Below are 26,933 nucleotides of genomic sequence, written 5' to 3' on the forward strand. Positions count from 1 at the left end.
CTTTAGAAAAAATTCATATGCCGTTGTTCACCATCACAAAAAAAGGGCCTCTTTTGCTTTCGCAGAGGCCAATTTCTTCTATGAATTGTACTTTGCACCCCAGCGCTCCTCAATCTTCATGCCCTTCCAAACGGCAATCGAAATGATCCATGCGATGACGAACATCCCAACCAGAATAAAGCCTAATGTACCAAAATCAATCTCCTGCAGCCACGTCCAGAACGTACCCTCCATGCTGAATTCTTCGGAAAGCACCTGTCCGAGTTCAATCACACCGATGATTAATGCGGCGATGACCGCAAGGGCCGTTACCGTCAAATTGTAGTAAAGCTTGCGGACAGGTGTATGAAATGCCCATTTGTATGCTTTCGTCATGAACATACCGTCCGCCGTATCGAATAGACTCATCCCAGCTGCGAACAAGAGCGGGAGTGAGATTACCCCGATAAAAGGAATCGCATTCTTCGCTGCATGCGCGGAAATCGCCAGCAGCGCGATTTCGCTCGCGGTATCAAAGCCTAAACCGAAGAGGAAGCCTAACGGATATACATGCCAGCTTTTGCCGATGAACGAGAATAGCGGTTTAATCAGTCGTGCAATGAACCCGCGTGACTCTAATAGCTCTTCAAACTCGTTGTTGTCGTACTTACCGCCGCGAAACTTCAGAAACATTTTATACAAGCTAATAAGGATTAACAAATTAATGATTCCGATAATGACGAGGAATAGCCCGGAAACGGATGCCCCAATTACGCCGCCAAAGCGCTGCATCCAAGGAAGTTCTCGTTCTGCCCATGTCACTGAGAAAGCAGTAACAATCGCCATGATGAACACGACAGACGAGTGACCCAGCGAAAAATAAAATCCAACGCCTAGCGGATTTTTCTTTTGCCCAACAAGCTTCCGAACAGTGTTGTCGATAGCTGCAATATGATCAACGTCAAACGCATGACGCATGCCTAAGGTATACGCCAGGAGTCCAATCCCCCAGAAAGCTGGAGATGTTTTGGCAACGGTATATAGACCGATCAGACCCAGTACATGAAGGAGGATAATGAAGCCTACATATCCACCCCAGCTTTTTCTATCTTGCAGTAAAGATTTCCACATGTAGGTACATCCACACCTTTCCCATTCGTGTTACGATTTATTAATAATGTAGCACACGTGTGCATAGTTGAGAAGTCCCGAGTCGATTATTTGTGCAGTATTCTAAATGAGATCTGATATAATAGAAACCGTTCCAAATTTTCGAAAGGGAGCTGATCCGCTGCATGTCTATGCGTAAGTATAAGCTTTTTACAGTGCTGGTGCCCGTCCTTATTATTGGTGGTTTTGAATATATCCGTCATGAATATTTGCTACGCTATTTAACCATGGAAGCCGGTAATTTCACGATTACGGTGATTACGTTGTTCCTTTCGTACCTCTTCGCTTCCTGGATGTTTACCAGTATTGAACGCAGCAATGAGAAAATCCTACGCAGTGAAGCCCGCAGAGCGGTCTTTGAAGAGCGTGAGCGCTTGGCTAGCGAGCTGCATGACGATTTGGCACAAACCCTTTTCTTCCTGAATGTCAAGCTGCGGCAAGGTGACATCGAAGAAGCGAAAGCGGCTGTTTCCGAGATCGACAATTCGCTTCGTCAGGCTATTTTCAATCTGAGAACGCCGCCAGAAGAAGGCACTTTGTTTGGGCAACGCATTCATACTTTCTTAGAGAACTGGCGCTTGGTAACAGGCATTGACCTACAGGAGACCGTGCAAATCGAAGAAGACAGCTTCTCACCCAGTGAAGAAGTTCAGCTATTCGGCATCATGCAGGAGGCTTTTACGAACATTCGCAAGCATTCTATGGCAACAGATGCTACCTTTCATTTGGAAGCTGAACACGATCGCTGGCGACTACACATTACAGACAATGGGTGCGGACTGCAGCTGGGCTCGGCCAAGGCTAAAGCTAAGGGAACAACCTATGGCATCGACCTCATGCAGAAACGGGCTTCCGAGCTTGGAGCAACGCTTGCGCTTCAGAGCGAGAAAGGCTCCGGCACGGAACTGATCGTACAAGCCGAAAGAAAGGGGAACAGCTGATGCCCGATCTCATGCCATTTCGCGTTCTTATTGTTGATGATCATCCCTTAGCTCGTAAAGCGATACAAAGCATGCTGGCCTCATGCGCTGATTTCTTCATTGTTGGGGAAGCAAGCACGGGAGAAGATGCCATTCGACTTTGCGGTGAGCTTGCGCCAGACGTCGTCCTCATGGACATCCACATGTCCCCGATGGATGGATTACAAGCCACACGGCACATCAAACAAGCATATGGCTCCATACGCATTGTTATGCTCACGGTATCTGATGATGTGGCCGATCTCTTCACGGCTTTGCAATTCGGCGCACAAGGCTATTTGCTCAAAAACATGGATCCCGATGAATGGCTTACCTATCTTCGTGCCCTGCTCGACGATAATTCGGAGGTGGCCAGAGGAATGGCCGACAAGCTCTTTGGGCGATTCCGTTCACCGGTAGGCGCGCATACAGAAGGTCCAAGTCCTCATATGCTCACTTCGCGTGAACAAGAAATTACCGGCTATGTCGCACAAGGGGATAATAATCGGGTGATTGCCGAAAAGCTGCTCATTTCTGAGCATACCGTGAAAAACCACATGAAAAATATTCTCGTAAAGCTATCACTGGAGAATCGTGTCCAGCTCACCGCTTTCGCCATCAAGCACGGACTGACACGAAAATGAAATAATTGGATAAGCCGTCCTAATAGGACGGCTTATCCAAAAATAGAGACTACTTATAATGTGAAACACATAAATGCTACTATTTGGACAAAACTAGTCGAAAAAATAGCCCAGTCGAGTCATACTCTTATGCTTGTCTATCAGGTAAGATGGACAACATGGTAAGAGTTGAATTTGAAAGGGGAAAATAATTCTATGTTCAAGAAGTTGATGTTAACGGCAAGTTCGATGATGATCGCTTCCATGCTGCTAGTAGGAATAGCAAGTGCACACGTAGTCGTTTATCCGAAAGAAGCCACACAAGGCGGATATGAAGTATTCACTGTTCGTGTACCATCAGAGAAAGATAGCGCAACTGTTAAAGTCGAGGTTAAATTCCCTACTGATTCGGTAGCTGTTTCTCGTTTCGAGCCTAAAGCAGGTTGGAAGTATGAGATCTCGAAGGATGCCGCTGGCAAAATTTCAGGCGTGATTTGGACAGCAACAGGAGATGGTTTAGGAGCAACCGAATTTGGCAATTTCAGCATGCAGGGTAAAGTAGCTGATACAGCTACTCAAATCGTTTGGAAAGCGTACCAAACCTACAAGGACGGCTCTGTCGTGGAATGGGTTGGCGCAGCTGGATCTGACAAGCCTGCTTCCGTGACAACAGTTAAAGCCAAAGCAGCAGCTGGTGCCACGACGGACAGCCACGGGAATGTGACGGCTGGCGCGGCGGCTGCGGCTTCAGAATCGAACACCCCGCTGTACCTCTCTATTGTTGGTGTGGTGCTTGGCGCACTTGCACTGATCGTTTCGTTGGTTAGAAAACGCGCATAAAGCGTACTTCTTTCCTGAATGAGAAAGCCCTGAGACACTCTCTTCTATACAAGAAGAGGGCTCAGGGCTTTTTTCGTAGATGAACTAATTTCTTTCGTATATCCGGAAATAGTACTCGTACGGATTTTTCTCATTCCGTTCACCTTGTTCACTCGATACCAGCGTCCATGCGGACAAGTCCAAGCTTGACATAAATGTGTCGGCTTCGAACTCGTGCTCGATGAAAGTGATATACATGCGATTCACGCTACCGGCAAAAAGGTTGAAGACCTCCGCACCGCCGATAACAAACAACTCCTGATCACGGAAAACGTCTAGCGCTTCATCCACCGAATGAATGACATCGCAGCCTTCTGCACGGAACTCGGTATTTTGCGTAAGAATAACGTTGCGGCGGCCAGGAAGCGGCTTGCCGATGGACTCGTACGTTTTGCGTCCCATAAGGATGGGATGCCCCATCGTCACGTTTTTAAAAAATTTTAGATCCCCTGGCAGGTGCCACGGTAATTTATTATTAACGCCAATGGCTCGATTGCGATCCATTGCAAATATAAATGAGATACTCATTTAGGCGTTCTCCTTTCGTTACTACACTGTCCTCAAATCGCTATGGGCGCTTTAATGCCTGGCTGTGGCGTGTAGTTAAGAAACTCAAAATCATCGAATTGATAATCAAAAATGGAAGCTGGCTTCCGTTTGATCTGGAGAGTTGGCAGCTCTTGCGGCTCCCTCAGCAGCTGCTTGTTCACTTGTTCCACATGATTCTGATAAATATGAACATCGCCACCGTTCCAGATCAGATCCCCTACTTCTAGATCACACTGCTGGGCAATCATATGCGTTAATAGGGCATACGACGCCAGATTAAACGGCAGACCTAGGAATGTATCGACGGATCTCATTTGGAACATACAAGATAATTGGCCGTTCGCTACATAAAATTGAAACGCATAATGGCATGGCGGCAGAGCCATGTTATCCACCTCAGCAGGGTTCCATGCACTGACCAAATGTCTGCGTGAATCGGGATTCGTCTTGATTTGGTGAATCAGTTTCTCGATCTGATCGATGATCTGCCCGTTCGGCGCAAGCCATGTACGCCACTGTGCGCCATACACGCGGCCAAGATTACCATTTTCGTCTGCCCATTCGTCCCAAATCGTAACACCATTGTCGCGTAGGTATTGAACATTCGTGCTCCCGCTCAAGAACCACAGCAGTTCATGAACAATGGATTTGATATGCAGCTTCTTCGTTGTTAAAAGAGGAAAGCCTTCTTTCAAAGGAATTCGCATCTGTCTTCCAAAAACGGAAACCGTACCGGTACCCGTGCGATCACCTTTTTGTACGCCTTGATCTAAAACATCCTTAAGCAGATCTAAATAAGCTTTCATAATTCAATTATTCACCTCATACGTTAGTACGCTTCGTTATTTATTTATCTATTATAAACATTATCCTTATCCTTGAACATCATTATTGAACATCCAATTCGACAATTCATCCCAATTTCCACCCGTTTACAAGAAATCCAGGTTTGTTCATAATTAATTGTGGATTACCATCTATTTCCAAGGAGTGATTTCATGTCCAAGAGGATCTTAATTCTAACTGGTGATGCTGTAGAGGTTTTGGAAGTGTACTATCCCTATTTCCGTGTGTTAGAGGAAGGATTTGACGCCGTTATTGCTTCACCTACGAAGAAAGTCCTTCGTACGGTGGTTCACGATTTTGTTGAGGACTGGGAGACGTATACCGAAAAACCCGGACATTTGCTGCCATCACACATCGCTTTCGCAGATGTTGATCCTAGCCAGTTTGATGGACTCCTCATTCCTGGCGGCAGAGCCCCGGAGTACATTCGTTCGAATGAGGATGTTCCACGCATTCTTCGTCATTTCCTTGAAGCCGATAAACCCATCGGTTCGATTTGTCATGGCGTGCAAGTTTTCGCCGCGTTGAAAGACAATTCTTTCTTTAAAGGCCGTACGATGACGGCATATAACGCTTGCCGCTTGGATGTTGAAGCACTGGGAGCCAAGTACACAACCGATACACTTCATGTCGACTGGAAGCATGTCAGCGGTCACGCTTGGCCCGATTTACCAGGCTTTATGCGCGAGTTTTTAAAATTGTTGGCCTAATCTGCCTACATAAAGTGAAAGAAACGAGGCTGCTTATTCGGCAGCCTCGTTGTTTCCCTATTATTTATTTAGAAACAAGTGCATTACCAAAGTCTATGGTAGCTACGCTGCCTTTCCCTTTTTCCATCGTAAACACGAGTTTAAGTTTCTCAACCTGTGCAATTGGTACCGTAATATCTTGCGCATCTTGCTCATCTTTCACTTGAAAAGTAGCCAAGAGCTTATAGTCTCCAAAAACTTGAAGGATACCGACTTCTCCATCTTGATACTTACTAATACGTTTATGCATCCCAACAAATCCAGTTAATTTCTTATAAGCACCTTGTATATTGAATTCAATGGATGCTTCTGTCGGCGCTTGTCCGTTCCGCACATGAACGGTACTGCTTAGCCCATGAATAGCTGTTCTTGTGCCTACGCGAAGAGTTTCCCCGACGATAGATTCATTCATATAGATATACGGCCCATTGGGATCGCTTGATTTCTGAGTGAAATCAAAGTCGGCTAAGATATCAGGACTATTTTGAGAAGCATCCTTATAGGGAACAGATGGATCAATGGCAGCTACTTTTCTCTTAAGCTCGACGGTTTGCTCTTTTTCAAGCCAACCTACTTCCAAACCAACGGCTTCAGCCACTGCACGTACGGGCAAATAGGTAGAACCGTCAACAATTAGAGGGCTCAGCACTTGGCCATCCGCGCTCTTTGGTGTCCATGGTGCTGCATTTAAGGTAAATCGAATATCACTGTTCAAGTATCCTTTAATTTCTTCCAAGCTTGACTGTGCTGCAACGGCTGTACTAACACTTACAAATAGGAGGCCCGCACAAATTAATATTTTTTTCATTGAATGTTCCTCCTAATGTTATCGATAAAGTTTGGCATCGAGTAGATTGATTTTTTGAGGTGAGTGCGCACCATTGCTAAAGGATATAAAAAGCTTATCTACATTTGTAACATCTATAAACACAGTGCGCGGTTTATCTCCTGGTTTAATCCTATACTGGTTTAGCGTGCCGTACAGACTTGAAACGCCAAATAGACTATAGTTGGCATCTGCTGCGGCGCTGTCATCTACACCGACAATCGCTTCTAGTTTCCGATACTGTCCGCCTAGATCGATCTCCATATTTTTCACAAATTTATCCCAATCAGGCGCATACGTCGTATATGGGCTTAGTGACATTTGAATCCCAGAAGAATACGGTTTATTGAACATCGTGACAGGTGTTTTAACAATCGTTAGTGCTGTTGAAAGATCAGAATCTCGAAAAGGGCTAATCGTCCGAGTGGTTAACAAATCAAATTCTCTTGTCGTTTCTTTCTTTGACATGACAATTGTTTTGGTAGCATCATTCCAATCGACTTTCAATCCTGTTGCTTCTGCAACAGAACGTAGCGGCAAATAGGTGCTGCCCTCATAGGTAAGTGCATCTTGTTTGATACCATTGGCATCATAAGGTGTCCAAACTTCCCCTTTGAGCATAAATTTGATTCCTTTGTTCACATAGACAGAGACTTCTTTAATGCTCGTTGAGGCATAGACGGCTGTCGAAAAACTGAAAATAAGCAAACCAGTTAGTACTAAAGTAGTCGGTTTTCTCATAATTCCCCCTGATTTTGTAAAAAGATAGTTCTATAGTATAAGAATCTGCACCTATTGTCAGTAACTTTATGAAATCTTTGTAAACACCTATCCACAGAACTGTAATAATTGCCACCTCGTTGCAAGATGCTTTTTCCTGCAGAATATGATACATTTTTCATGAAATAGGAAGTCATCTCTATGAGCGCACCTACCTGCTTATAGAAGAGGTTCGCAAACTCCCTCTCTAAAAAACTATGAAATGAGGATTTACCATGTCTGCAGGCAGAAGCAATGAGGATTTGAAAGAGATTACCTTACTAGGTAATCAAGGCACGAAGTACATTTTCAACTATGACCCTACGCTCTTAGAAGCATTTGATAACAAGCATCCGGACCGCGCTTACTTCGTCAAATTTAACTTCCCTGAGTTCACCAGCCTATGTCCAGTAACAGGACAGCCGGATTTCGCCACACTCTACATTTCGTATATTCCGACGATCAAAATGGTAGAGAGCAAATCCCTGAAGCTTTACCTATTCAGCTTCCGCAATCACGGCGATTTCCACGAGGATTGCGTCAATATTATTATGAATGATCTCATCGATCTCATGAATCCCCGTTATATCGAAGTATGGGGCAAGTTCACGCCTCGCGGCGGCATCTCCATTGACCCGTATTGTAACTGGGGCCAACCAGGCACGAAGTACGAAGCTATGGCCGAGCATCGCTTGATGAATCATGATCTGTACCCGGAGAAAATTGATAACCGGTAACAATGATTAAAGCTTAATCAATCCCAGGAGTTTGCTGGGAATTGACTAAGCTTTTTTTCATGCCGATTGGCAAATGATGCACGTATGCTTTCCTGTGTTACTCGTCTTTTCGATCTTTGTCCTTATTTAGGTCAAGGTATGACAAAATTAGGATTTCACAGAAAAAAAACCGATCCATATCGGATCGGTTTAAGTTCCGCTCGCACTCGCTTAATATAGTGGATGTGGATGGTGTGGTGGATACGGCTGCGGACAATATGGGTATGGCAAAATATCTCTCACTTGATTAAACGTATAGTGCTTGGTAGCAAATTGTGTATGGTATAAATATTCAATTACGTAGATAGAGCCACCTTGTACACTGCATAGAATTCCGGATACACCGGTACCATCCATCAAGGATATTCCGACGGGTCTTCCAATGAAGGCGTAAGCTTTTTGCTGTATGGGCATAGGTCATCATCTCCTAAAGTACCCTATGCCGCTAAGCGCCCAAAGGTTCAAGCTTCTTTTGACTTTTCCACTCCGACCCTTCCTGAGAAAAAGGTTGCCCCTCCGCCCATATCGGCCACACGATCTGGCGTCAACACGTTAACGCGGGTTTGGCTCCCTGGTGCATCCGCCCACAGCCCTTGACTGACAACAACGCCGCGACGAACATCTTGCCCTGCCATAACCACTAGCTTGCACTCGCCGCGCTCGTTCCACACGCGTGCGAGATCGCCGCTCACCAAGCCTAAAGCAGCCGCATCGTCATCATGCATATGCAGCTTTGGCACTTTCTCCATTCGGACATGCTTCTCATTATGCGCAAAGGTTGAGTTCAAAAAGTTATGATTCGGCGCCGGAATAAACATAAAAGGCAAATCGCTGTCTTCCACAAGCGGCACATACGTCGGAAGTGCAGGATACCCTTTACTCGCCATTTCGGCCGAATACAGTTCGATTTTGCCGCTAGGTGTCCGCAATTCTCCAGGAAATAAAGGTAGAATCTCCGCCTTCATGAATCCGGAATCTAACAAGGCATTGAACGATATGTCAGCTAAAGCCGGATTTCCCGGATGATTCAAAGCCTGACGAATCATGTCCTCATCACTGTCACGAAGTGATTCATCCTCGTACCCCATCTTCTCTGCAAGCAAACGGAATACGTCCACATTCGCTTTACTTTCGCTATAAGGCTCGATAACAGGTAACTGAAGATGAACATAGTGGTGCCAATATGAGCGATAGAAGTCCGTATTTTCAAAAGAAGACGTCGCTGGCAGCACAATATCCGCATACTTGGCTGTCTCTGTCAGAAACAGATCATGCACGACGGTGAATAAATCCTCCCGCTCCAGCCCCTCTTTCACTTTATTCGCATGGGGAGCGACCAACGCCGGGTTGGAATTATACACATACAGCGCATGAATAGGCGGATCCAGCTCAAGCAAGGCGCTGCCAAGCAAGTTCATATTGATTTGGCGTGCTGCCTTCGAACGCAAATCAGGGCGCTGCAATGCCTCGATGTTATGCTCCAAGTGGCCGCCATTTCCTTTAATCGCGCCGCCGCCTTGATGAAGCCATTGTCCCGTTAGCGCAGGCAAGCATGCGATCGTTCGCACACACATGCCGCCGTTATCGTGATGCTGAATGCCGTTCCCGATGCGAATAAACGATGGGGACGTCTGACCATATAAGCGGGCGAGGCGATAGATGTCCTCCACAAGCACCCCTGTAATCTCGGATACCCGAGCAGGGTCATATTGCTTGACATGCTCCCTTAGCTCCTCATGCCCAACGGAATATTGCTTCAGGAAAGCCTCATCCGTCAGATTCTCTGCAAATAAAATGTGCATGATGCCAAGCGCCAGAGCCGTGTCCGTTCCAGGCAAAATAGGAATGAACCAGTCCGCCCAGCGGCCTGTTTGGTTCTTATGCGCATCAATCACGATAATTTGTGCGCCATTTTTGCGGGCTTTCTCCGCGAGCATTACCTGATGCATATTCGTGCTGACCGCATTGATGCCCCACATGATGATCAGCTTCGCATGCACCGTATCCTCAGGATCGGTTCCAAAGCTGCCGCCCATCGTATATTTATAGCCCACGGTGCCCGCTGATTCACAGATCGAATACAGCAGACGGCTCGCGCCCATGCGATGGAAGAAGCGGCGATCCATGCCTTCTGTTCCGATTCGCCCCATGTTGCCGTAAAAGCTGTAAGGCAAGATGGATTCTGGGCCTTCCTTGGCGATAAGCTCCTTCCAACGAGTGGTGATCGTGTCCAATGCCTCTTCCCAGGTAATCCTTTGGAAAGAGCTCTCTTCACCTTTAGGTCCGATGCGTTTCATCGGATACTGCAATCTTTTATCATCGTAAATACGTGCTGTCATGTTGCGAACTTTGTTACAAATGGCCCCCTGTGTCACAGGGTGATCAGGGTCTCCTTCTATTTTAACGATCTTCCCGTCTTCCTTATGAAGCAGCAAGCCGCATTGATCTGGACAGTCTAGAGGACAAACGGCTGGAAAAATACCTTGTTGTTTTTGGGTCATTGTCGTAGTCATATCTTCATCCTGGCTCCCTTCCACATACATCATTTCTTTAACTATATACCGAAAAGGAATGGAAGGGAAACCTCAGGCTTTTAGTACAATTGTTCGGCCGACCAATCTCCCTCTAACGGATTACTACTGAAATCGGGTAGCTTTAAAGCCTTTATCGCTTGCTGTAAATAGTCACTATTCAAGCGAATTTCCTGTGATTTGGACAATGTGACTGCGTGAGCAGCATCTTTCTCTTGGTGAAGCTGCGTGAGCGAATTCATATCCTTCACATAAAAAGAGGCATCCCATCTTACTTTTGTAATAATTCGAACTGCAATCTCCGCCGGAATTCCTTTAATTCGAGAAATAAGCTCTGCTGCTGCATCTGGATCATTGCGAATAAATGCGTGCACTCGGAGGTGTGCTTTTAAATAAGCGACTGTGTCTCCTTCATGCTGACGAACCCACCTCTCGTCAGCGACTACACCAGTAAGGTAATCTTCGCCAATTCCTTCTGGAAAAAGCACCCGACCGACTCCGTGGTAGTGAACCAAACTGATATAGGGCTCCCACATGGCACAGCCTGCAAGCTTTCGTTTCACAATCCCCGCCATACTTTCATCCATCTCTTGATGTATAACCTGCCCTTCATGGCCGCCGAGTGATTGGATTAGCTTCGATAACCGCCGACCCGCACTTGATTGTGCGGCCGATGCGAGTGACCACCCGCAAATTTCCGAAATATCATTGAGCTCCAGCCCTTTGCGCAAAATCAGAGAAATCCCTTGCCCACCGGACGTTTTACCATCGAAAGCTAAAAGTACAGGACTAAAAGCGGGGAACGTCTGACGCAGCGATGCACATAGGACAATCGGATAGTCTCCCAACGAAGCAATCTGAATGCTGCCGCCAATCATCCCTTGCAGAAGCACCGTACCGTTAGCACCATCAAACCATTTCACATGAACCACACGACTTGGATTGGCTAAGGCGAGCTCTTCTTCCAACCAACCCAGCTCTTTCATGATCAGTGATGTCCACATATGAGCTGTTCCGCTCTGATACCCAACGGTTATTGTAGACTGTGCTTCTGAAGAAACCGTAAATGCCGCTCCTGCTGTAAATACAGGATTCTGAAGACTAACCGCATGATGACGCACCCATTGCTCTAATTCCTTCTTATCAATTAATATTTCTTTGCCAATTTTCAAAAATGGGAGTTGCTTTAATTTACGCCATCTGTCGAAGGTCGATCGACTTATACCGAGCAAATCAATCGCTTCCTGCAAAGTAATGAGATTAAATCGCTGCATGGACATCAAAATCACCTCCGAATGGGTTCAAAATGGTCATTCATCGTCATTCCTGTTCACGTGTCGCCAATTTATTGACAGATAATGGGGCTAATCGTATATTTCATTATAGAAACTAATACACAGTAAGTCTATAGGAATTATAAGTTTAAGATTAGGGATTTATCATTAAGGGGGACTTGGAAAATGACTATACCAGTGAAAAGAAGTTATCTTACAGCTTTATCTTTCGTTCTTGCCTCATCCTTAGTCGTAACCGCTTGCGGCACCAAAAATCAGGCTGTTTCTGCAAAAGAGAGTGTCCCTGAAGTGACAGAGCTTCGCTACCAAGGTAGCGTTGGTTCCGTTACGTATCCCGAATTAGCTGAAGATTTAGGATACCTCGCACCCTTGAAGTTGAAGTTTATCGGCAACACCATAAGCGGCCCTCAAGATATTCAATCTGTTGTAACCGGCGATACGGATTTTGGCGGAGCATTCAATGGTGCCATCGTGAAGCTGATCGCTGCCAAGGCACCTATTAAGCCTGTCATTGCTTATTATGGTGTTGATGATAATACGTGGACGGGATATTACGTTCTGGATGGCAGTCCAATTAAAACAGCAAAAGATCTTATCGGCAAAAAAATTGCGGTAAATACCTTAGGCGCACATCATGAATTCGTGATCAAGGAATATTTGCACAGAGCTGGTCTTACCGCAGATGAAATCAAGCAAGTAACCCTCGTTGTCGTGCCTCCCGTTACGACTGAACAGACCTTGCGCGCTGCACAGATTGATGTAGCTGCATTGGGCGGAGTTCTACGTGATAAAGCTGAAGAACGAGGCGGTATTCATCCTTTATTCAAGGATAAAGATTTGTTTGGCATTTTTAGTGCTGGAAGCTATGTACTGACAGACAAATTCATCAAGAACAATCCGAATGCCTCACATAAATTTGTTGAAGCGACAGCCAAAGCCATTGAATGGGCTCGTACAACACCGCAGGCACAAGTCGTGGCTCGTTATGAGAAAATCATCAATGAACGCGGTCGCAAGGAAGACGCCTCTACCGTTAAGTTTTGGAAAAGTACTGGAATTGCAGGTAAAGGTGGGCTGATTTCTGACAAAGAATTCGACACTTGGATCCATTGGCTTGTCAACGAAGGTGTCATCAAAGAGGGGCAGTTGAAGGTTAAAGGCTTATATACTAATGAATTCAACCCATATGTCAATGAGAAAAGTTAAGCATTTCGCTCACTGCCAAAGGTCTACTATAACGTGAAGGAGGCAACGTCGAATGACCGCTAAAATCAGCATTCAGCATGTGCAGAAATCTTTTCGAATAAAGCGGAATCTGGGACACCTGAAGGAAGATTCACAGCCTATCTCCGCCTTACAGGATATTAATTTGGAGGTGAAACAAGGAGAATTTATGGTCATCGTCGGACCCAGCGGCTGCGGTAAATCAACACTGTTGGATCTTCTCGCAGGATTAACGAAACCTAGCAGCGGACAAATTCTGTTAGATGGGAAGCCCATTACAGGGCCTAATCTAGATCGGGGGATTGTTTTCCAGCAGTATGCGCTATTTCCTTGGAAAACAACGCTTGCCAATGTGGAATTTGGCTTGGAAGCGAAAGGCGTACCTCGTAAGGAACGACGTAAAATTGCCTTAGAATTTATACATTTAGTAGGCCTATCCGGCTTTGAAAACAGGTACCCCCACGAGATTTCCGGCGGCATGAAGCAGCGCGTTGCGATCGCAAGAAGCTTAGCTTACGACCCTGAAGTGCTGCTGATGGATGAGCCTTTTGCAGCGCTAGATGCACAAACGCGGGAAACACTGCAAAGCGAGCTATTGCGCATTTGGGAAGCCACGAAGAAAACGATCATTTTCATCACGCACGGCATCGAAGAAGCGGTTTATTTGGGGCAGAGAGTCGCTGTCATGACCTCGCGTCCCGGGCGCATCAAGAAGGTGCTTGATATTCCTTTTGAATCGCGGAGAAGTGAAGAGGATTTGAGAGCCCACCCTGATTTCGTCAAGCTGCGTCATGAAATATGGGATTTACTCAAAGATGAAGTGAGCAAAGCACAGGAACAAGAAAAAAGCAAGAGCTTGGATAGCTTTGAGCCTAATAAATCAGTAATAAAAGGGGGCGTTATAAATGGCTAGTGTGAATGCCGGTAAAGCCTTGATCCTGCGTAGAAAAGAAAGCTTTGATGCCATTGGTTGGCTGATAACAAAGCTGCGAAAAGCTTTTAAAAAATCCGTGGTCATTCTCGCCTTACTGTTCTTATGGGAATTTGCACCACGCCTCGGACTCGTCGATTCCACATTCTTCCCTCCGATCTCCGAAATCGCTGCGGCCTGGTGGCAGCTGCTACTCTCCGGTGATCTAGCTGAGCATACGACAGCAAGCCTATCGCGCTCACTCGGCGGATTTGTATTAGCTATCTTGTTCAGTATTCCTCTCGGCCTTGCGATTGGCTGGTGGAAGCCAGTATCCGAATATCTCAATCCTTTGCTTGAGTTGCTTCGGAATACCGCAGCGCTGGCTATTCTTCCCGTATTCATCCTCTTATTAGGTCTAGGTGAGACCTCTAAAATCGCCATCGTACTCTATGCATGTGCCTTCCCGCTTCTCTTGAACACCATTAGCGGAGTGAAAAATGTGGAGCCTCTTTTAATCAAATCGGCACGTTCTATGGGTCTGTCTTCTATACAGCTATTTCGCAAGGTCATCATCCCCGCTGCAATTCCCACGATTTTCGTAGGTATTCGGCAGGCAGGTGCTAGCTCTATTCTCGTGCTCGTAGCCGCTGAAATGGTCGGCGCCAAATCAGGACTTGGTTACTTAATTCAATATACACAATTTAGCTTTCAGATTACGAATATGTACGCAGGTATTATTTCAATTTCCGTGATCGGTGTCATTATCAATTATCTTCTCGTTACGCTTGAGAAAAGATTGACAGGCTGGAAGCAAACGTACAGTGAATAATATAAAAAAAGGTGGCGTGAATGACCATGAGTCAATCCAAGAGACAGCTGCATTTAAATGTTTTTCTAATGAACACCGGACATCATGAAGCTTCATGGCGACACCAAAATACGGAGCCTGAGAACATTACGGATATTCGTTATTTTCAGCGCATCGCCCAAATTGCGGAGAAGGCCAAGTTCGACTCTCTCTTTCTCGCAGATGGGTTGGCCGTCAGTCAAAATATTAAGCATGGCGCGTTTGTAGGCCTCGAGCCTTTTACGCTACTTTCGGCATTGGCCGCCGTTACAGAGCATATTGGACTGATTGGTACCGTCTCGACGACGTATAACGAACCTTTTCATGTCGCTCGCAAATTCGCTTCGTTGGATCATATCAGCAAAGGTCGCGCTGGATGGAATATCGTTACGTCCGGCAGCTCCTTCGAGGCCAGCAATTTCAGCAAAGATACGCATTTAGAGCATAGCAAGCGCTATGAGCGCGCGAAAGAATTCCTAGATGTAACAACAAGCTTGTGGGATAGCTGGGAGGATGAAGCACTCATCATCGATCGTGCGTCTGGCACTTTCGCTGATCGTAGTAAAGTCCGTGAAATCAATCATATCGGCGATACGTTCAAAGTTCGTGGTCCCTTGAACATTCCAAGATCTCCACAGGGATATCCTGTACTCGTTCAGGCCGGATCCTCCGAGGATGGCAAAGAATTCGCAGCCCAGTATGCGGAGGCGATATTTACCGCACAGCAAACCCTCCTTGAAGCCCAGCAATTTTACTCCGATGTCAAAGCTAGATTAGTGAAGTATGGCCGCTCTCCTGAGCAGTTGAAAATACTCCCAGGCATCTGCCCCATCATCGGTAGAACTGAGTCGGAAGCCAAAGAGAAAGAACAAGAACTAAACGAATTAACCGTTCCTGAATATGGGCTCAATCAGCTGTCAGCGATGTTAAATGTTGATCTATTCTCGTATCCCTTGGATGGTCCTTTACCTGAGTTACCAAGCCTGTCAGACATCAACGGCAATAAAAGCCGCTTTCAGCTTGTAGTTGACCTTGCAAAACGCGAGAATTTAACCATTCGCGCCCTGCTTCACCGTCTCGCTGGCGGTCGTGGACATCGCACATTCGCAGGTACCCCTATCCAAATTGCCGATCAACTCGAAGAATGGTTCCTTCATGGGGGCAGTGACGGCTTTAATGTGATGCCGCCGTATTTACCCGCAGGTATCGAAGAATTCGCCGAGTTCGTAATACCCGAACTGCAGCGCAGAGGCTTGTTCCGAACCGAATATTCGGGATCCACACTACGCGGACATCTGGGATTAGCAAGACCCGTTAATCAGTATGCGACTGTTGCCGTAGAAGGCGCATAACTATATCCTTTGGAGGTCATGACGATGAGTAAAAATGAGCAAATTAACCGAGAAGCTGGGGAAATTGAGGTATTGCCGATTGGTGGAAGAATTGGCGCAGAAATTAAAGGGCTAAGCCTTCATGCTGAGTTAGACACTCAGTCGGTAGCAACGATTCGAGAAGCCTTATTGCAGCATAAAGTCATCTTCTTTCGTGATCAGCATCAACTGGATGATGCCGGACAGGAAGCCTTCGCCCGTCTGTTAGGTACGCCTGTAGCACATCCCACGGTTCCGATTAAATCAGGTACCGACTATGTGCTCGAGCTGGACTCCAATCATGGGGGTAGAGCTGATTCATGGCATACGGATGTGACCTTCGTTGATGCTTATCCGCAAGCATCCGTCCTCCGCGCCGTCGTTGTTCCACTCTCTGGCGGGGACACAGTCTGGGCAAATACTGCTGCCGCGTATGAGCACCTGCCTGCTGAGCTCCGCAATCTGGTTGATCAGCTATGGGCGCTTCATAGCAACGATTACGACTATGCTGCACATCGTCCACAAGTTTCTCCAGATGCGAAACGACATCATCGGGAAGTGTTTGCCTCCACGGTGTATGAAACAGAACACCCTCTCGTTCGTGTTCATCCAGAGACAGGTGAACGCACGCTAGTTCTTGGACATTTTGCAAAGAAAATACTAGGTCTTTCTTCCGCGGATTCCGCGCAATTAATATCTCTTCTTCAGGGACATATCACCAAGTTAGAAAATACCGTTCGTTGGCGCTGGGCTGCCGGCGATGTCGTTATTTGGGATAATCGCGCAACGCAGCATTATGCCATTAATGACTATGGAGATCAACATCGCATTGTGCGTCGTGTTACTGTAGATGGGGATATCCCAGTTAGCATTGATGGTCGACAAAGCGTAACACGCAAAAAGCAGCCTAATGAATCCATCGCCCAAGCAGGGGCTTAGTAAAAAATAATAAACGACCCCGTTTCTGGCATTGAAGCCATGAGGGGTCGTTTGTTTTGTACTTCTTCTATCACTTCTTACTGAGGTTAAGTTCTTTCATAATTTTGCGTCCCGTAGGTGTCTGAGCCAAGCCGCCTTTGGCCGTCTCCCGATGCTTCTCCGGCATCGCCGTGCCCACTTCATACATCACTTGGACGACCTCGTCCGAAGGGATGACCGATCTAACGCCAGCCAATGCCATATCGGCTGCTGCCATGGCGTTTACTGCTCCGAATCCGTTGCGAACGATGCACGGTATTTCAACTAAACCACCGACAGGATCACAGATAAGTCCCAGGGTGTTCTTAAGTGCAAGCCCTACCGCATGCATCGCTTGCTCCGGCGTCCCGCCGCGCAGCTCGACGAGTGCTCCTGCCGCCATCCCGATGGCAGAGCCGACTTCAGCCTGGCATCCGCCTTCTGCGCCAGAAACGAAAGAATTGTTGGCGATCACATACCCGATCGCCCCTGCACATAGCAATCCGTTCACTAAATGATCATCCTCCCAGCCAAAACGCTGCTGAGAGCTGATAAAAACACCTGGAATAATCCCGCAAGAACCCGCCGTTGGCGTAGCGATGATGCGTCCCATCGAGGCGTTGACTTCCGAGACCGCTAAGGCATAGGCCATCGCTTTACAAGCCTCTTCACCGAGTGAGGCTTCTGTCGTTGTTATATAACTGGCCACGCGTTGCGCGTCCTTCCCCGTTAACCCGCTCCGAGAAGTCGTGTCCTCGGTCAGTCCTTTGGTCACAGCTTCTTTCATGATCTGATAATAGGCACGCATTTTATCAAACACATACTCTGGCGGTTTTCCTGACTCATGGCTCTGATCAGCTAGCATGACTTCCGCGATGGTTAAGCCCTCCGACGTACACAGTTCTTCTAACTGCTTTAATGTCCGGAATCTCATTCGTCGCCTCTTTCCGCAAGATCCACTTTTCTAACGCCGGTGATCATACTTAAACTCAACATTTGTTCAACTAGCGAATCTGGGATCGCTGCATCCGTCTCAATGACCGTCATGGCTTCTTGATTGCGCCCCTTCCGGTCCAAATCCATGAATCCGATATTGATCAGGTTGCTGCCTAAAAGTGTTGTAATATCCGCGATCATCCCTGGACGATCATGATGTGAAATAACTAATGTCGGATAATTCGCAGTGAATTTCACATCAAATTGATCCACATTCATAATTTCAACATTGCCACCACCGATTGAAGCCCCCTTCATGCTAACTTGCCGCTTTTCTGAGGTAAGTACAATGCCCACAGTGTTTGGATGGTCTGCTTTATCTTTACTTATGTGAAAAGCTATGGCTACTCCTAGCGCTTCCGCTTCTTCGGCCGCACGAGGAATACGTGGATCGTCCGTTTCATAATCCAAAAGCCCGCCGATCAGTGCGAGATCCGTGCCATGCCCCCGATATGTATCCGCGAAGGAACCGTATAGCGTGATCTCCGCTTTATGCGGCAGTTCGCCCAGCAGCTGTCTAGCGACACGGCCTAAGCGAATCGCACCGGCGGTATGCGAGGAGGAGGGACCGATCATCGAGGGACCGATGATGGAAAACACATCTTTAAAACGCATCACACAGCGCTCCAATCCTGAGGTCTTACTTACTATCTTATCCTATTGTATGAAGGGGATCTATAAAAGACAAGTCTTTAAATGGACGATATAGAGATATTATTTCGGAGTTCTAGTGAGGATGCTGTATTTAGAAAAACGATTGCCATTTTGCTGCTTATTGTCTGGTTGCTAGTCGGAAGATTACATCCCCTAACGGACACCACGGACGTTATTTCTGCCTGAAAAGCTCTTATCGGAATCTAACGGACCCCATAGTCGTTATTGTGGCATATTGAGCCAATTGATGCCTAAATTCAGGTGAATAGCGGCTCCTGTGTCCGTTAGCTTTTCAAAAACCCTGATTACAAAGAAATAGCGTCTCCTATGTCCGTTAGCCGGTGGCGGGGGTCGGGGTCGGGGTCGGGGTCGGGGTCGGGGTCGGGGTCGGGGTCGGGAAAATTCAAGATGGAGGGCAATTTTCTTACTATTTCATTTTAAAATAGAACATACGTTCTTTATTTTTTCGGATAAATGTGGTAATAATAAGATGTGGATCTTTTCACATCTAACTAATTCTTTCTAAGGAGCTGTTTATTCATGTCTGTACGTTTAACCCCCTATCTAGTTCTGCCCGGCACTGCTGGTGAAGCAATTCAATTTTATGAGAAAGCGTTGGATGCGCAAGTTCTATTTAAACAAACCTTTGGTGAGATGCCTTCAGACCCTAACTTTCCACTAGCTGATGAACATAAAGGGCTCGTTGGGCATGCTATGCTGCAAGTAGGTGAAAGTCAACTGATGTTCTCGGACACGTTCCCAGGTCAACCGATTCAACAGGGAGATCACGTGACGATTTGTATTACAACGAAGGATGCTACCCTATCCAAGCAATTTTTCAATGCGCTCAAAGAGGGCGGTACGGTTATTCTGGACCTGCATGAAACATTCTTCAGCCCTGCTTACGGACAAGTGAAGGATAAGTTTGGCGTGACATTCCATCTGTTCACAGAAGGGGCTACGATGTAAGTAAACATGAAAAACGGCTCTGTTCGCAGTTTGTGCGACAGGGCCGTTTTTTTGAGAAACTAGACTCCCTTTGGGACGGCATTATGAAGGGGTTTGGCGATAACAAAGTCGATCGTTAGGGAATACAACTCGTGAGCAAGCGATTGTGCTTGTGAAACGAAGCTTCGACGCTATAAAGTTGTCGACGCCTCTTCTGCGCCAGCATACCAGAACAGTGCAAATTCCGTCATGACCGAGGCATAGCCCATTTGACGCAGCATGGCTGTTACATTCCCACGATGGTACGTAGCGTGATTGACAACCTGCAAGACCATCTCTGCGAGACTCGTTTCCCTGATTCCCGCATACGGATTATCGAGTACGATTTTCACCTCCAGATCCTCCTGCTCATTCAAAAAAGCTTTAAACCGCTGCGACAACTCGTTATACATCGTCACTAATTCATCTAGGCTTTTGCTCTCTATCGCTGCTGTAATTTGCGTGGAGGCTGCCATGGCAGCCTTCATGCTCCGCCCTCCAAGAATGTCGAGCCAACAGGCATCCGTGAGGTAGATATGAGCAATGACCTTCGATATCGTCGGAAAGACACTCTGGATCTCTTGCCTAAATACCTCCTGTGGAAGCTCCTTCAATCGATTAAGCAGGGTTTGATTGGCCCATACGTGAAAGTCATACATGCGTTTCGCAGTTTGTGTCATACATATCATCTCTCCCTTTATCATAAAAGTGACCATTTCCAGTTATATCCTGATAATAAAGAAAATACCCTGACAGCATTATGTCAGGGTATTTCCTTTGCTATTTGTATTAGTAAAACTGGCGAAGTGCAACAGAGTCAAAGTGTTTTTTTTCCTCAACTTCACGTTCTTCACGAGTTACTTGCTTCCATGAACTCACGCAGACGGCAACGATTCCTGCCAGTAGAAGAAAACCTATCACTTTCCACCATACACTGCCTGCTATAGATGGATTGGCACCCATGATCAAGATCAGAACTGGGAAGAACCACATTAGATTTTCAATATAAACCCGAATCGCTTTTCGCTTTAACAAGTTATTCTATCCCCTATATATCTGAAATGGTTTCATACTCCGTATAGCTTTCGCAGCGCTATTTCACTTTAGGACCGTCAACTCCGTCTCAATTTTCGTCCAATTTATGGAAATGGACAACCCAAAATTAGATCGTCGTATTCGGCGTATCCACGATATCGGGATCAACTGTATTAGTGCTTCCATTGAGCACGTTCTGAATACTTCCAAAGCTATCTCCAGGCGAAAACGAGTTGGCTCCCGCAAAGATTTTGGAGCTGCTTGTTAGGTTAATAGCAAAGGTGTCGCCTATCTGGACATTGGAGCCCTGAGCGACGTTGAGGATTTTGATACCACCATTAATAATTGCAGGCACGCTCCAGCCACTCCCTTCCAACTCTAAACCATTGTATGTGTTCAAGTGCCTATTGGTCACTTATAGATGAGATGGCAGTTGGTGGGCGTGACTTCAACGCAAAAAGCCCACTCAAATGACGATGAGTGAGCTTTCGTTAGACTTATTTCTGAAATACTTAGTCGAAATCGTAGCGTTCTTCTTTCCAGGGATTTCCATACATATGGTAGCCATTCCGCTCCCAAAAGCCAGGCTTATCCTTCGCCATAAACTCAATGCCCCGTAACCATTTGGCGCTTTTCCAGAAATACAGATGCGGCACAACCATCCGCACAGGCGCTCCATGATCTGGTGTTAGCAGCACGCCATTATGTCTAATGCCCAGAAATGACGTCTCCAACAGGAAATCTTCCAGTGGAAGATTCGTCGTCCAACCATGCTCGGCATGCAGCATCACATGGGTTGCCTCTGGCTTCAACTTCACTTTGCTCATAAGCTCAGATACCGCAATGCCTTCCCACACATTATCCAGCTTGGACCACGTGGTCACGCAGTGAATGTCATTCGCGAATTCCTTGCGAGGCAGCGCCATAAAATCCTTGTACGAAATGGTGAACTCTTCCTCCACCAAACCGAACAAACGCAAATCCCATTTGCCCATGTCGTTATAGTAGGGCACGGACCCATAGTGCAGCACAGGCCAGCCTTGCGTCAGCGTTTGCCCAGGAGGAACACGATCATTTGGCTCTTGGGGCTGCTTTTGCCCAAATTGCATGAGAAACCCTCCATCCGTTCTACCTTCATCGAACCCTAGTCGTTACCGATGTAAGATCCGTATTCCGCTGCGGTCAACAAGCCTTCCAAGGCTTCTGGCCCTGAGATTTCAACCTCGACCATCCAGCCTTCACCGAAGGACGCACTATTCACAAGCTCAGGTGAGCCTTCCAATGTACTGTTCACAGCCGTCACTTTGCCTGATACAGGGCAGAAAATATCGGAAACCGTTTTGACCGATTCCACGCTGCCAATGCTCTCGTTCGCTGTAACGGAAGCACCAACCTTCGGAAGCTCCACGAATACAATATCTCCCAATTGATCTTGTGCAAAATCTGTAATCCCTATGCGAACCACTGTATCCGATAGCTTCTCTACCCACTCGTGCTCTTTGGTGTATAACAAATTGGCTTGTACGTTGCTCATCAGTCCACGCCTCACTTACTTACAAATTTTGCTTTTAGCTTAATCTACTGTGAACATCAAAGTCAAGATGCTCGTTCTAGAAGATGTGACCCAAAAGTTACTGTTGACAATTCACACCGATTTAGGCGCATAATGAATATAATAATGCTAATTGAATATTGGCGAATGAGGATACAGGGAGAGACTGCGGAGCACGTTTGCAGCGCCGAAGGAGTAAGCCCATAGTGGTGAATCTCTCAGGCAAAAGGACCTGTATCGGACGCGACTCTGGAGAGCTTCGAGAACTCGTTAATCACGACGAATCGGACACCCAAGGGGAAACTTAACGGTTGAATGTATATTTTCTACCGTTCTAGGCAACTCTCAGGTATAAAGGACAGGGGCAAAAGGTATGTTTGTGTTGCATACCTTTTGCTCCTTTTTGCATTTCCGAAATGGGCCAACGGACAATAAGACGATTGAAGGTGAGGTTATAAGCATGTTGAAACGAACACCGCTCTTCCCAATTTACGCGGAGTATGGCGCGCGAATCATTGATTTTGGCGGCTGGGAGCTGCCCGTGCAGTTCACTGGCATTCAAAAGGAGCATGACGCCGTCAGGGGGCAGGCGGGGCTTTTTGATGTCTCGCATATGGGCGAGGTACGCGTCCAAGGCTCGGATGCCTTTGCATTTTTGCAGCGTCTCACGACGAATGATGTTACCAAACTGGCACCAGGTCAATGCCAATACAGCCTCTTATGCTATCCGAGTGGCGGTGTGGTGGATGATCTGCTCGTTTACAAACTGAGTGATCACGACTATATGCTAGTTATCAATGCTTCCAACATCGAGAAAGACATCGCTTGGCTACAACAGCACCTCGCAGGTGATGTTCAACTGACCAACATTTCCGAGGAAACCGCCATGCTTGCGCTGCAAGGGCCTCGGGCGGTTGATATTTTAGCTAAACTGACAGACGCACCGATTCAAACATTGAAAACATTCCATTTCCTCCCCGATGTGAACGTCGCTGGCGTGACTACATTGCTTTCCCGAACTGGCTACACAGGTGAAGATGGCTTCGAGCTTTACGTGGATCAGAAGGATGCGATCTCTCTTTGGAAAAAACTGCTAGAAGCTGGTGAGGAGCATGGGCTCATTCCCACTGGACTAGGTGCTCGGGATACGCTGCGCTTTGAAGCTAGGCTCCCTCTGTATGGGCAGGAGCTATCCGCCGACATAACGCCGCTTGAGGCGGGGCTTTCCTATTTTGTGAAGCTCGATAAAGGTGATTTCATAGGGCGGGATGCCCTGCTGGAGCAAAAGGCAAACGGCGTCCCACGCAAGCTAGTAGGCATTGAAATGCAAGAACGCGGCATTCCTCGTCCGCATTACGCCATATTCGCCGAGGGTAAGCAGATTGGTGAAGTTACAACAGGTACGCAGTCTCCAACGTACAAAACGAATGTAGGCTTGGCTTTGATCGATACCGCGTACAGCGCCTTGGGCACGGACGTGTATGTTGAAATCAGAGGCGCGCAAGTGAAAGCCCGAGTTGTTACTACCCCTTTTCATAAAAAGAAATAATTCCCGAATCCGGGTTGGAAGGAGCACCCTTGTTATGAAACATCGTTATTTACCTATTACGGAACAGGATCAAAAGGAAATGCTGGAAACCATCGGCATCTCCTCCATGGAAGAGATGTTTAGTGACATACCGCAATCCGTTCGATTTCAAGGTGAATTGAACGTGGGGAATGCCCTCAGTGAGCAGGGCTTACTGAGGTATATGCGCGAGTTAGCGGGTCGCAACGCGGACTTCCAGCGCTATGCCAGCTTCCTCGGCGCTGGCATCTATGATCATCACCTTCCGGTGGTGATCAATCATGTGATCTCGCGGTCCGAATTCTACACCGCGTACACGCCTTACCAACCGGAAATCAGCCAAGGGGAATTGCAGGCGATTTTTGAATTTCAGTCGTACATCTGTGAGCTCACCGGCATGGCCGTTGCGAACGCCTCGATGTACGACGGAGCAACGGCGCTAGCGGAAGCAGGCGCCTTGGCAAGCGGTGCGACGAAGCGGAGCCGTCTGCTTGTGTCCCGCGCGGTGCACCCGGAGGCGCGTGCCGTTCTGCGCACGACCGCCCGCGGGCTGAACCTTGAGGTCGTCGAGATCTCGGTTACACCAGAAGGTGTAACCGATCTGGACGATCTCAAGGCGGGGCTCGAGAGCGACGACCCTGCCGCAGCCGTCATCCTCCAATCGCCAAATTTCTTCGGCTGCTTGGAGGATATCGCGGCCGTGGAGCCGCTCGCGCACGGCGCGGGCGCACTGCTCGTCGTGAGCGCCAATCCGCTCACGCTCGGGCTGCTCGAAGCGCCGGGCAAGCTCGGCGCTGACATCGTCGTCGGCGATTGCCAGCCGCTCGGCATCCCAGCTGCGCTGGGCGGGCCGAGCTGCGGCTACTTCGCCGTCGCGGAGAGCTGGATGCGCCGCATGCCGGGGCGCATCGTGGGTCAGACCGTAGACCGCGATGGCAAGCGCGGTTTCGTGCTTACGCTGCAAGCGCGGGAGCAGCATATAAGGCGTGAGAAAGCCACGTCGAACATCTGCTCCAACCAAGCGCTTCTCGCGCTTTGCGCATCCGTGTATTTGTCCACGATGGGCAAGCAGGGCATTCAAGACGTTGGCGCGCTTAACGTCCAGAAAGCCCACTACGCGGCGAATCGTCTCACCGCGTCCGGCCGTTTGGAGCTGCCTTTTACAGGCAGCTACTTCAATGAATTTGCCGTCAAGCTGCCGGACGGCACGAACATCGCGGAGCTGAATCGTCAGCTCCTTCATAAAGGTATCATCGGCGGCTATGACCTTGGCCGCGACTACCCAGAGCTGGCTGGCCATATGCTAATCGCCGTCACCGAGCAACGAACTCGCGAAGATATCGATACCTTCGCAGCTGCATTGGAGGAACTTGTATGAGCAACGACAAAGCACTCATTTTCGAAATGAGCCATCCAGGTCGCGTCGCCTATTCCTTACCAGAATCGGACGTTCCAGACGTGAACATCAATGAGCTTCTGCCTGCTAAATTCCGCCGTCAAGTCGAACCTGATCTACCAGAAGTGTATGAAGTCGATGTCATCCGCCATTACACGGCGCTTTCTCGCCGCAACTTCGGCGTGGATAATGGCTTCTATCCGCTCGGTTCTTGTACGATGAAATATAATCCCAAAATCAACGAAGACGTTGCCCGCTTCCCCGGCTTCGCTCATATCCATCCCTATCAGCCGGAAGAATCGCTGCAAGGCGCGATGGAGCTGCTGTACAATCTCCAACATGATCTTGAAGCTCTCACTGGTATGGACCGCGTCACCTTGCAGCCTGCGGCTGGTGCACATGGGGAATGGACCGGGCTTATGATGATCCGCGCTTACCACGAAAGCCGCGGCGAGCACCGCACCAAAGTCATTTGTCCAGATTCGGCACATGGCACCAATCCAGCCAGTGCAACGGTTGCTGGATTCCAAACTGTGACGATCAAATCCGATGAGCGCGGCCTCGTGAATCTTGACGAGCTGCGCCGTGCCGTCGGCTCAGATACCGCTGCGCTCATGCTCACGAACCCAAACACGCTCGGCTTGTTCGAAGAACAAATCGTCGAGATTGCCGAAATCGTGCATGCCTCAGGCGGCCTTCTCTACTATGATGGAGCCAACGCGAACGCCATTATGGGCATCACGCGGCCAGGGGACATGGGCTTCGATGTTGTCCATCTTAACCTGCACAAAACGATGAGCACCCCGCACGGCGGCGGCGGCCCTGGCGCAGGACCAGTAGGGGTCAAAGAACGCTTGATTCCTTTTCTACCGACGCCACTTGTGGCTAAACGGGAGGATAACAGCTTCTATTTCGATTACAACTATCCGCAGTCAATTGGCCGCGTCAAAGGCTTCTACGGCAACTTCGGCATCCTTGTCCGTGCCTACACGTACATTCGTACCCTTGGTCCAGAAGGTTTGCGCAAAGTATCTGAGTATGCCGTGCTCAACGCGAACTATATGCTGGCTCGGTTAACACCTTATTTCGATGTACCGCATCCTCGCTTCTGTAAGCATGAATTCGTGCTGTCTGGTAACAGGCAGAAGAAGCTGGGCGTTCGTACACTCGATATTGCCAAAAGATTGCTCGACTTCGGCTACCACCCGCCAACCATCTACTTCCCGCTCAGCGTGGAAGAATGCATCATGATTGAGCCTACGGAAACCGAAAGCAAGCAAACCCTCGATAGCTTTATCGACACGATGATTGCGATCGCTAAAGAAGCGGAAGAGAATCCGGAACTGGTTAAAAATGCCCCTTACACAACGGTTGTCAGCCGTATGGATGAAGCGTTGGCTGCACGGAAGCCTGTTCTCAACTGTACCTGCGGGTAAATAGTAAATCTGATTTTATCAATGACATGCGAAAAGGCTGTCCCTGAAGTAGAAGATT

The 26,933-nt window shown here is 47.7% G+C and carries 30 protein-coding genes and 2 riboswitches; of the genes, 15 read left to right on the forward strand and 15 right to left on the reverse strand.

The genetic code is table 11. From position 1 onward, the window contains the following. Positions 1 to 78: 78 nt before the first annotated feature. Entirely contained in the window at positions 79 to 1,110 is a 1,032-nt protein-coding gene (locus AC58P7_RS21190; RefSeq protein ID WP_497346347.1) for a HoxN/HupN/NixA family nickel/cobalt transporter, read from the reverse strand. 170 nt (positions 1,111 to 1,280) lie between these two features. On the opposite strand from AC58P7_RS21190, the gene AC58P7_RS21195 reads away from it, so the two are divergent. From AC58P7_RS21195 to AC58P7_RS21205, 3 genes are all read left to right on the forward strand, one after another. Further along, positions 1,281 to 2,090 carry a sensor histidine kinase gene (locus tag AC58P7_RS21195; RefSeq protein ID WP_497346349.1) on the forward strand — a complete coding sequence of 270 codons (810 nt, stop codon included), beginning with the start codon at positions 1,281 to 1,283 and terminating at the stop codon, positions 2,088 to 2,090. Continuing rightward, entirely contained in the window at positions 2,090 to 2,752 is a 663-nt protein-coding gene (locus AC58P7_RS21200) for a response regulator (protein WP_497346351.1), read from the forward strand. Before AC58P7_RS21195 ends, AC58P7_RS21200 begins: the two co-directional genes overlap by 1 nt. A gap of 195 nt (positions 2,753 to 2,947) precedes the next feature. Further along, entirely contained in the window at positions 2,948 to 3,571 is a 624-nt protein-coding gene (locus AC58P7_RS21205) for a YcnI family copper-binding membrane protein (RefSeq protein ID WP_497346353.1), read from the forward strand. Positions 3,572 to 3,655: 84 nt separating this feature from the next. On the opposite strand, the gene AC58P7_RS21210 is transcribed toward AC58P7_RS21205, so the two are convergent. Both AC58P7_RS21210 and thyA read right to left on the reverse strand, forming a co-directional pair. Continuing rightward, on the reverse strand, positions 3,656 to 4,138 hold the full coding sequence (locus AC58P7_RS21210) for a dihydrofolate reductase (protein WP_497346355.1): 483 nt from the start codon (positions 4,136 to 4,138) through the stop codon (positions 3,656 to 3,658). 32 nt (positions 4,139 to 4,170) lie between these two features. Then, complete coding sequence (gene thyA, locus AC58P7_RS21215; RefSeq protein WP_497346357.1) at positions 4,171 to 4,965, reverse strand: thymidylate synthase; 795 nt, start codon at positions 4,963 to 4,965, stop codon at positions 4,171 to 4,173. 192 nt (positions 4,966 to 5,157) lie between these two features. Between thyA and AC58P7_RS21220 the strand changes: the two genes are divergently transcribed. Beyond that, positions 5,158 to 5,715, forward strand: coding sequence for a DJ-1/PfpI family protein (locus AC58P7_RS21220; protein ID WP_497346358.1), 558 nt, complete (start codon positions 5,158 to 5,160; stop codon positions 5,713 to 5,715). Positions 5,716 to 5,779: 64 nt separating this feature from the next. On the opposite strand, the gene AC58P7_RS21225 is transcribed toward AC58P7_RS21220, so the two are convergent. Next, complete coding sequence (locus AC58P7_RS21225; protein ID WP_497346360.1) at positions 5,780 to 6,562, reverse strand: NPCBM/NEW2 domain-containing protein; 783 nt, start codon at positions 6,560 to 6,562, stop codon at positions 5,780 to 5,782. An 18-nt stretch (positions 6,563 to 6,580) separates the two neighbouring features. Continuing rightward, the gene (locus AC58P7_RS21230; protein WP_497346362.1) at positions 6,581 to 7,321 is read right to left on the reverse strand and encodes a stalk domain-containing protein; all 741 of its coding nucleotides are present in this window, start codon (positions 7,319 to 7,321) and stop codon (positions 6,581 to 6,583) included. 200 nt (positions 7,322 to 7,521) lie between these two features. Then, a riboswitch (PreQ1 riboswitch) is annotated at positions 7,522 to 7,565 on the forward strand. Positions 7,566 to 7,575: 10 nt separating this feature from the next. Here AC58P7_RS21230 and queF point away from each other — a divergent pair. Next, a complete protein-coding gene (gene queF / locus AC58P7_RS21235; RefSeq protein ID WP_065858896.1) occupies positions 7,576 to 8,076 on the forward strand; it encodes a preQ(1) synthase in 501 nt (166 codons plus the stop codon). Positions 8,077 to 8,286: 210 nt separating this feature from the next. On the opposite strand, the gene AC58P7_RS21240 is transcribed toward queF, so the two are convergent. The 3 genes from AC58P7_RS21240 to AC58P7_RS21250 form a co-directional block, all read right to left on the reverse strand. Beyond that, entirely contained in the window at positions 8,287 to 8,529 is a 243-nt protein-coding gene (locus AC58P7_RS21240) for a hypothetical protein (RefSeq protein WP_497346364.1), read from the reverse strand. A gap of 47 nt (positions 8,530 to 8,576) precedes the next feature. After that, the gene (locus AC58P7_RS21245) at positions 8,577 to 10,616 is read right to left on the reverse strand and encodes a molybdopterin-containing oxidoreductase family protein (protein ID WP_497346366.1); all 2,040 of its coding nucleotides are present in this window, start codon (positions 10,614 to 10,616) and stop codon (positions 8,577 to 8,579) included. Between the two features lie 92 nt (positions 10,617 to 10,708). Next, positions 10,709 to 11,926: a helix-turn-helix domain-containing protein gene (locus AC58P7_RS21250; RefSeq protein WP_497346368.1), complete on the reverse strand. Its 1,218-nt coding sequence runs from the start codon at positions 11,924 to 11,926 to the stop codon at positions 10,709 to 10,711. Positions 11,927 to 12,106: 180 nt separating this feature from the next. On the opposite strand from AC58P7_RS21250, the gene AC58P7_RS21255 reads away from it, so the two are divergent. Genes AC58P7_RS21255 through AC58P7_RS21275 form a run of 5 tightly spaced genes read left to right on the forward strand, consistent with a single transcriptional unit; the run spans position 12,107 to position 17,234 of the window. After that, a complete protein-coding gene (locus AC58P7_RS21255; protein ID WP_497346370.1) occupies positions 12,107 to 13,147 on the forward strand; it encodes an ABC transporter substrate-binding protein in 1,041 nt (346 codons plus the stop codon). A 52-nt stretch (positions 13,148 to 13,199) separates the two neighbouring features. Continuing rightward, positions 13,200 to 14,078 (forward strand): ABC transporter ATP-binding protein, encoded by an 879-nt coding sequence (locus AC58P7_RS21260; RefSeq protein ID WP_497346372.1) that lies wholly within the window; start codon positions 13,200 to 13,202, stop codon positions 14,076 to 14,078. Then, a complete protein-coding gene (locus AC58P7_RS21265) occupies positions 14,071 to 14,907 on the forward strand; it encodes an ABC transporter permease (protein WP_497346374.1) in 837 nt (278 codons plus the stop codon). The genes AC58P7_RS21260 and AC58P7_RS21265 overlap by 8 nt, the downstream gene beginning before the upstream one ends. Positions 14,908 to 14,933: 26 nt before the next feature. Next, the gene (locus tag AC58P7_RS21270; RefSeq protein WP_497346376.1) at positions 14,934 to 16,277 is read left to right on the forward strand and encodes an LLM class flavin-dependent oxidoreductase; all 1,344 of its coding nucleotides are present in this window, start codon (positions 14,934 to 14,936) and stop codon (positions 16,275 to 16,277) included. 24 nt (positions 16,278 to 16,301) lie between these two features. Beyond that, positions 16,302 to 17,234, forward strand: a complete 933-nt coding sequence (locus AC58P7_RS21275) for a TauD/TfdA dioxygenase family protein (RefSeq protein WP_497346378.1) — start codon at positions 16,302 to 16,304, stop codon at positions 17,232 to 17,234. 70 nt (positions 17,235 to 17,304) lie between these two features. Here the strand turns inward: AC58P7_RS21275 and sdaAA are convergent, their stop codons facing one another. Together sdaAA and sdaAB are read right to left on the reverse strand one after the other, a co-directional pair. After that, positions 17,305 to 18,186, reverse strand: coding sequence for an L-serine ammonia-lyase, iron-sulfur-dependent, subunit alpha (gene sdaAA, locus AC58P7_RS21280; RefSeq protein ID WP_497346380.1), 882 nt, complete (start codon positions 18,184 to 18,186; stop codon positions 17,305 to 17,307). Then, a complete protein-coding gene (gene sdaAB, locus AC58P7_RS21285; protein ID WP_497346382.1) occupies positions 18,183 to 18,863 on the reverse strand; it encodes an L-serine ammonia-lyase, iron-sulfur-dependent subunit beta in 681 nt (226 codons plus the stop codon). The genes sdaAA and sdaAB overlap by 4 nt, the downstream gene beginning before the upstream one ends. An 81-nt stretch (positions 18,864 to 18,944) precedes the next feature. Between sdaAB and AC58P7_RS21290 the strand changes: the two genes are divergently transcribed. Together AC58P7_RS21290 and AC58P7_RS21295 are read left to right on the forward strand one after the other, a co-directional pair. Continuing rightward, positions 18,945 to 19,088: a hypothetical protein gene (locus AC58P7_RS21290; RefSeq protein WP_497346384.1), complete on the forward strand. Its 144-nt coding sequence runs from the start codon at positions 18,945 to 18,947 to the stop codon at positions 19,086 to 19,088. A gap of 354 nt (positions 19,089 to 19,442) precedes the next feature. Continuing rightward, the gene (locus AC58P7_RS21295; protein ID WP_497346386.1) at positions 19,443 to 19,871 is read left to right on the forward strand and encodes a VOC family protein; all 429 of its coding nucleotides are present in this window, start codon (positions 19,443 to 19,445) and stop codon (positions 19,869 to 19,871) included. A 170-nt stretch (positions 19,872 to 20,041) separates the two neighbouring features. Here the strand turns inward: AC58P7_RS21295 and AC58P7_RS21300 are convergent, their stop codons facing one another. The 5 genes from AC58P7_RS21300 to gcvH all read right to left on the reverse strand — a co-directional run bounded on the left by AC58P7_RS21300 (position 20,042) and on the right by gcvH (position 22,458). Beyond that, entirely contained in the window at positions 20,042 to 20,569 is a 528-nt protein-coding gene (locus AC58P7_RS21300; RefSeq protein ID WP_497346388.1) for a DinB family protein, read from the reverse strand. 109 nt (positions 20,570 to 20,678) lie between these two features. Further along, positions 20,679 to 20,924: a hypothetical protein gene (locus AC58P7_RS21305; RefSeq protein ID WP_497346390.1), complete on the reverse strand. Its 246-nt coding sequence runs from the start codon at positions 20,922 to 20,924 to the stop codon at positions 20,679 to 20,681. Between the two features lie 127 nt (positions 20,925 to 21,051). Continuing rightward, positions 21,052 to 21,279 (reverse strand): spore germination protein, encoded by a 228-nt coding sequence (locus AC58P7_RS21310; RefSeq protein ID WP_497346392.1) that lies wholly within the window; start codon positions 21,277 to 21,279, stop codon positions 21,052 to 21,054. A 157-nt stretch (positions 21,280 to 21,436) separates the two neighbouring features. Then, entirely contained in the window at positions 21,437 to 22,033 is a 597-nt protein-coding gene (locus AC58P7_RS21315; RefSeq protein ID WP_497346394.1) for a sulfite oxidase-like oxidoreductase, read from the reverse strand. A 35-nt stretch (positions 22,034 to 22,068) separates the two neighbouring features. Next, positions 22,069 to 22,458, reverse strand: a complete 390-nt coding sequence (gene gcvH / locus AC58P7_RS21320) for a glycine cleavage system protein GcvH (protein ID WP_497346396.1) — start codon at positions 22,456 to 22,458, stop codon at positions 22,069 to 22,071. Positions 22,459 to 22,623: 165 nt separating this feature from the next. Next, a riboswitch (glycine riboswitch) is annotated at positions 22,624 to 22,720 on the forward strand. Positions 22,721 to 22,930: 210 nt separating this feature from the next. On the opposite strand from gcvH, the gene gcvT reads away from it, so the two are divergent. The 3 genes from gcvT to gcvPB are packed head-to-tail and all read left to right on the forward strand — an operon-like array spanning position 22,931 to position 26,875. Further along, positions 22,931 to 24,025 (forward strand): glycine cleavage system aminomethyltransferase GcvT, encoded by a 1,095-nt coding sequence (gene gcvT / locus AC58P7_RS21325; protein ID WP_497346474.1) that lies wholly within the window; start codon positions 22,931 to 22,933, stop codon positions 24,023 to 24,025. 34 nt (positions 24,026 to 24,059) lie between these two features. Next, positions 24,060 to 25,421, forward strand: coding sequence for an aminomethyl-transferring glycine dehydrogenase subunit GcvPA (gene gcvPA, locus AC58P7_RS21330; RefSeq protein ID WP_497346398.1), 1,362 nt, complete (start codon positions 24,060 to 24,062; stop codon positions 25,419 to 25,421). Next, positions 25,418 to 26,875, forward strand: coding sequence for an aminomethyl-transferring glycine dehydrogenase subunit GcvPB (gcvPB, locus tag AC58P7_RS21335; protein WP_497346400.1), 1,458 nt, complete (start codon positions 25,418 to 25,420; stop codon positions 26,873 to 26,875). Before gcvPA ends, gcvPB begins: the two co-directional genes overlap by 4 nt. Positions 26,876 to 26,933 lie beyond the last annotated feature (58 nt).

This window comes from Paenibacillus sp. J22FR5 (assembly GCF_059691975.1).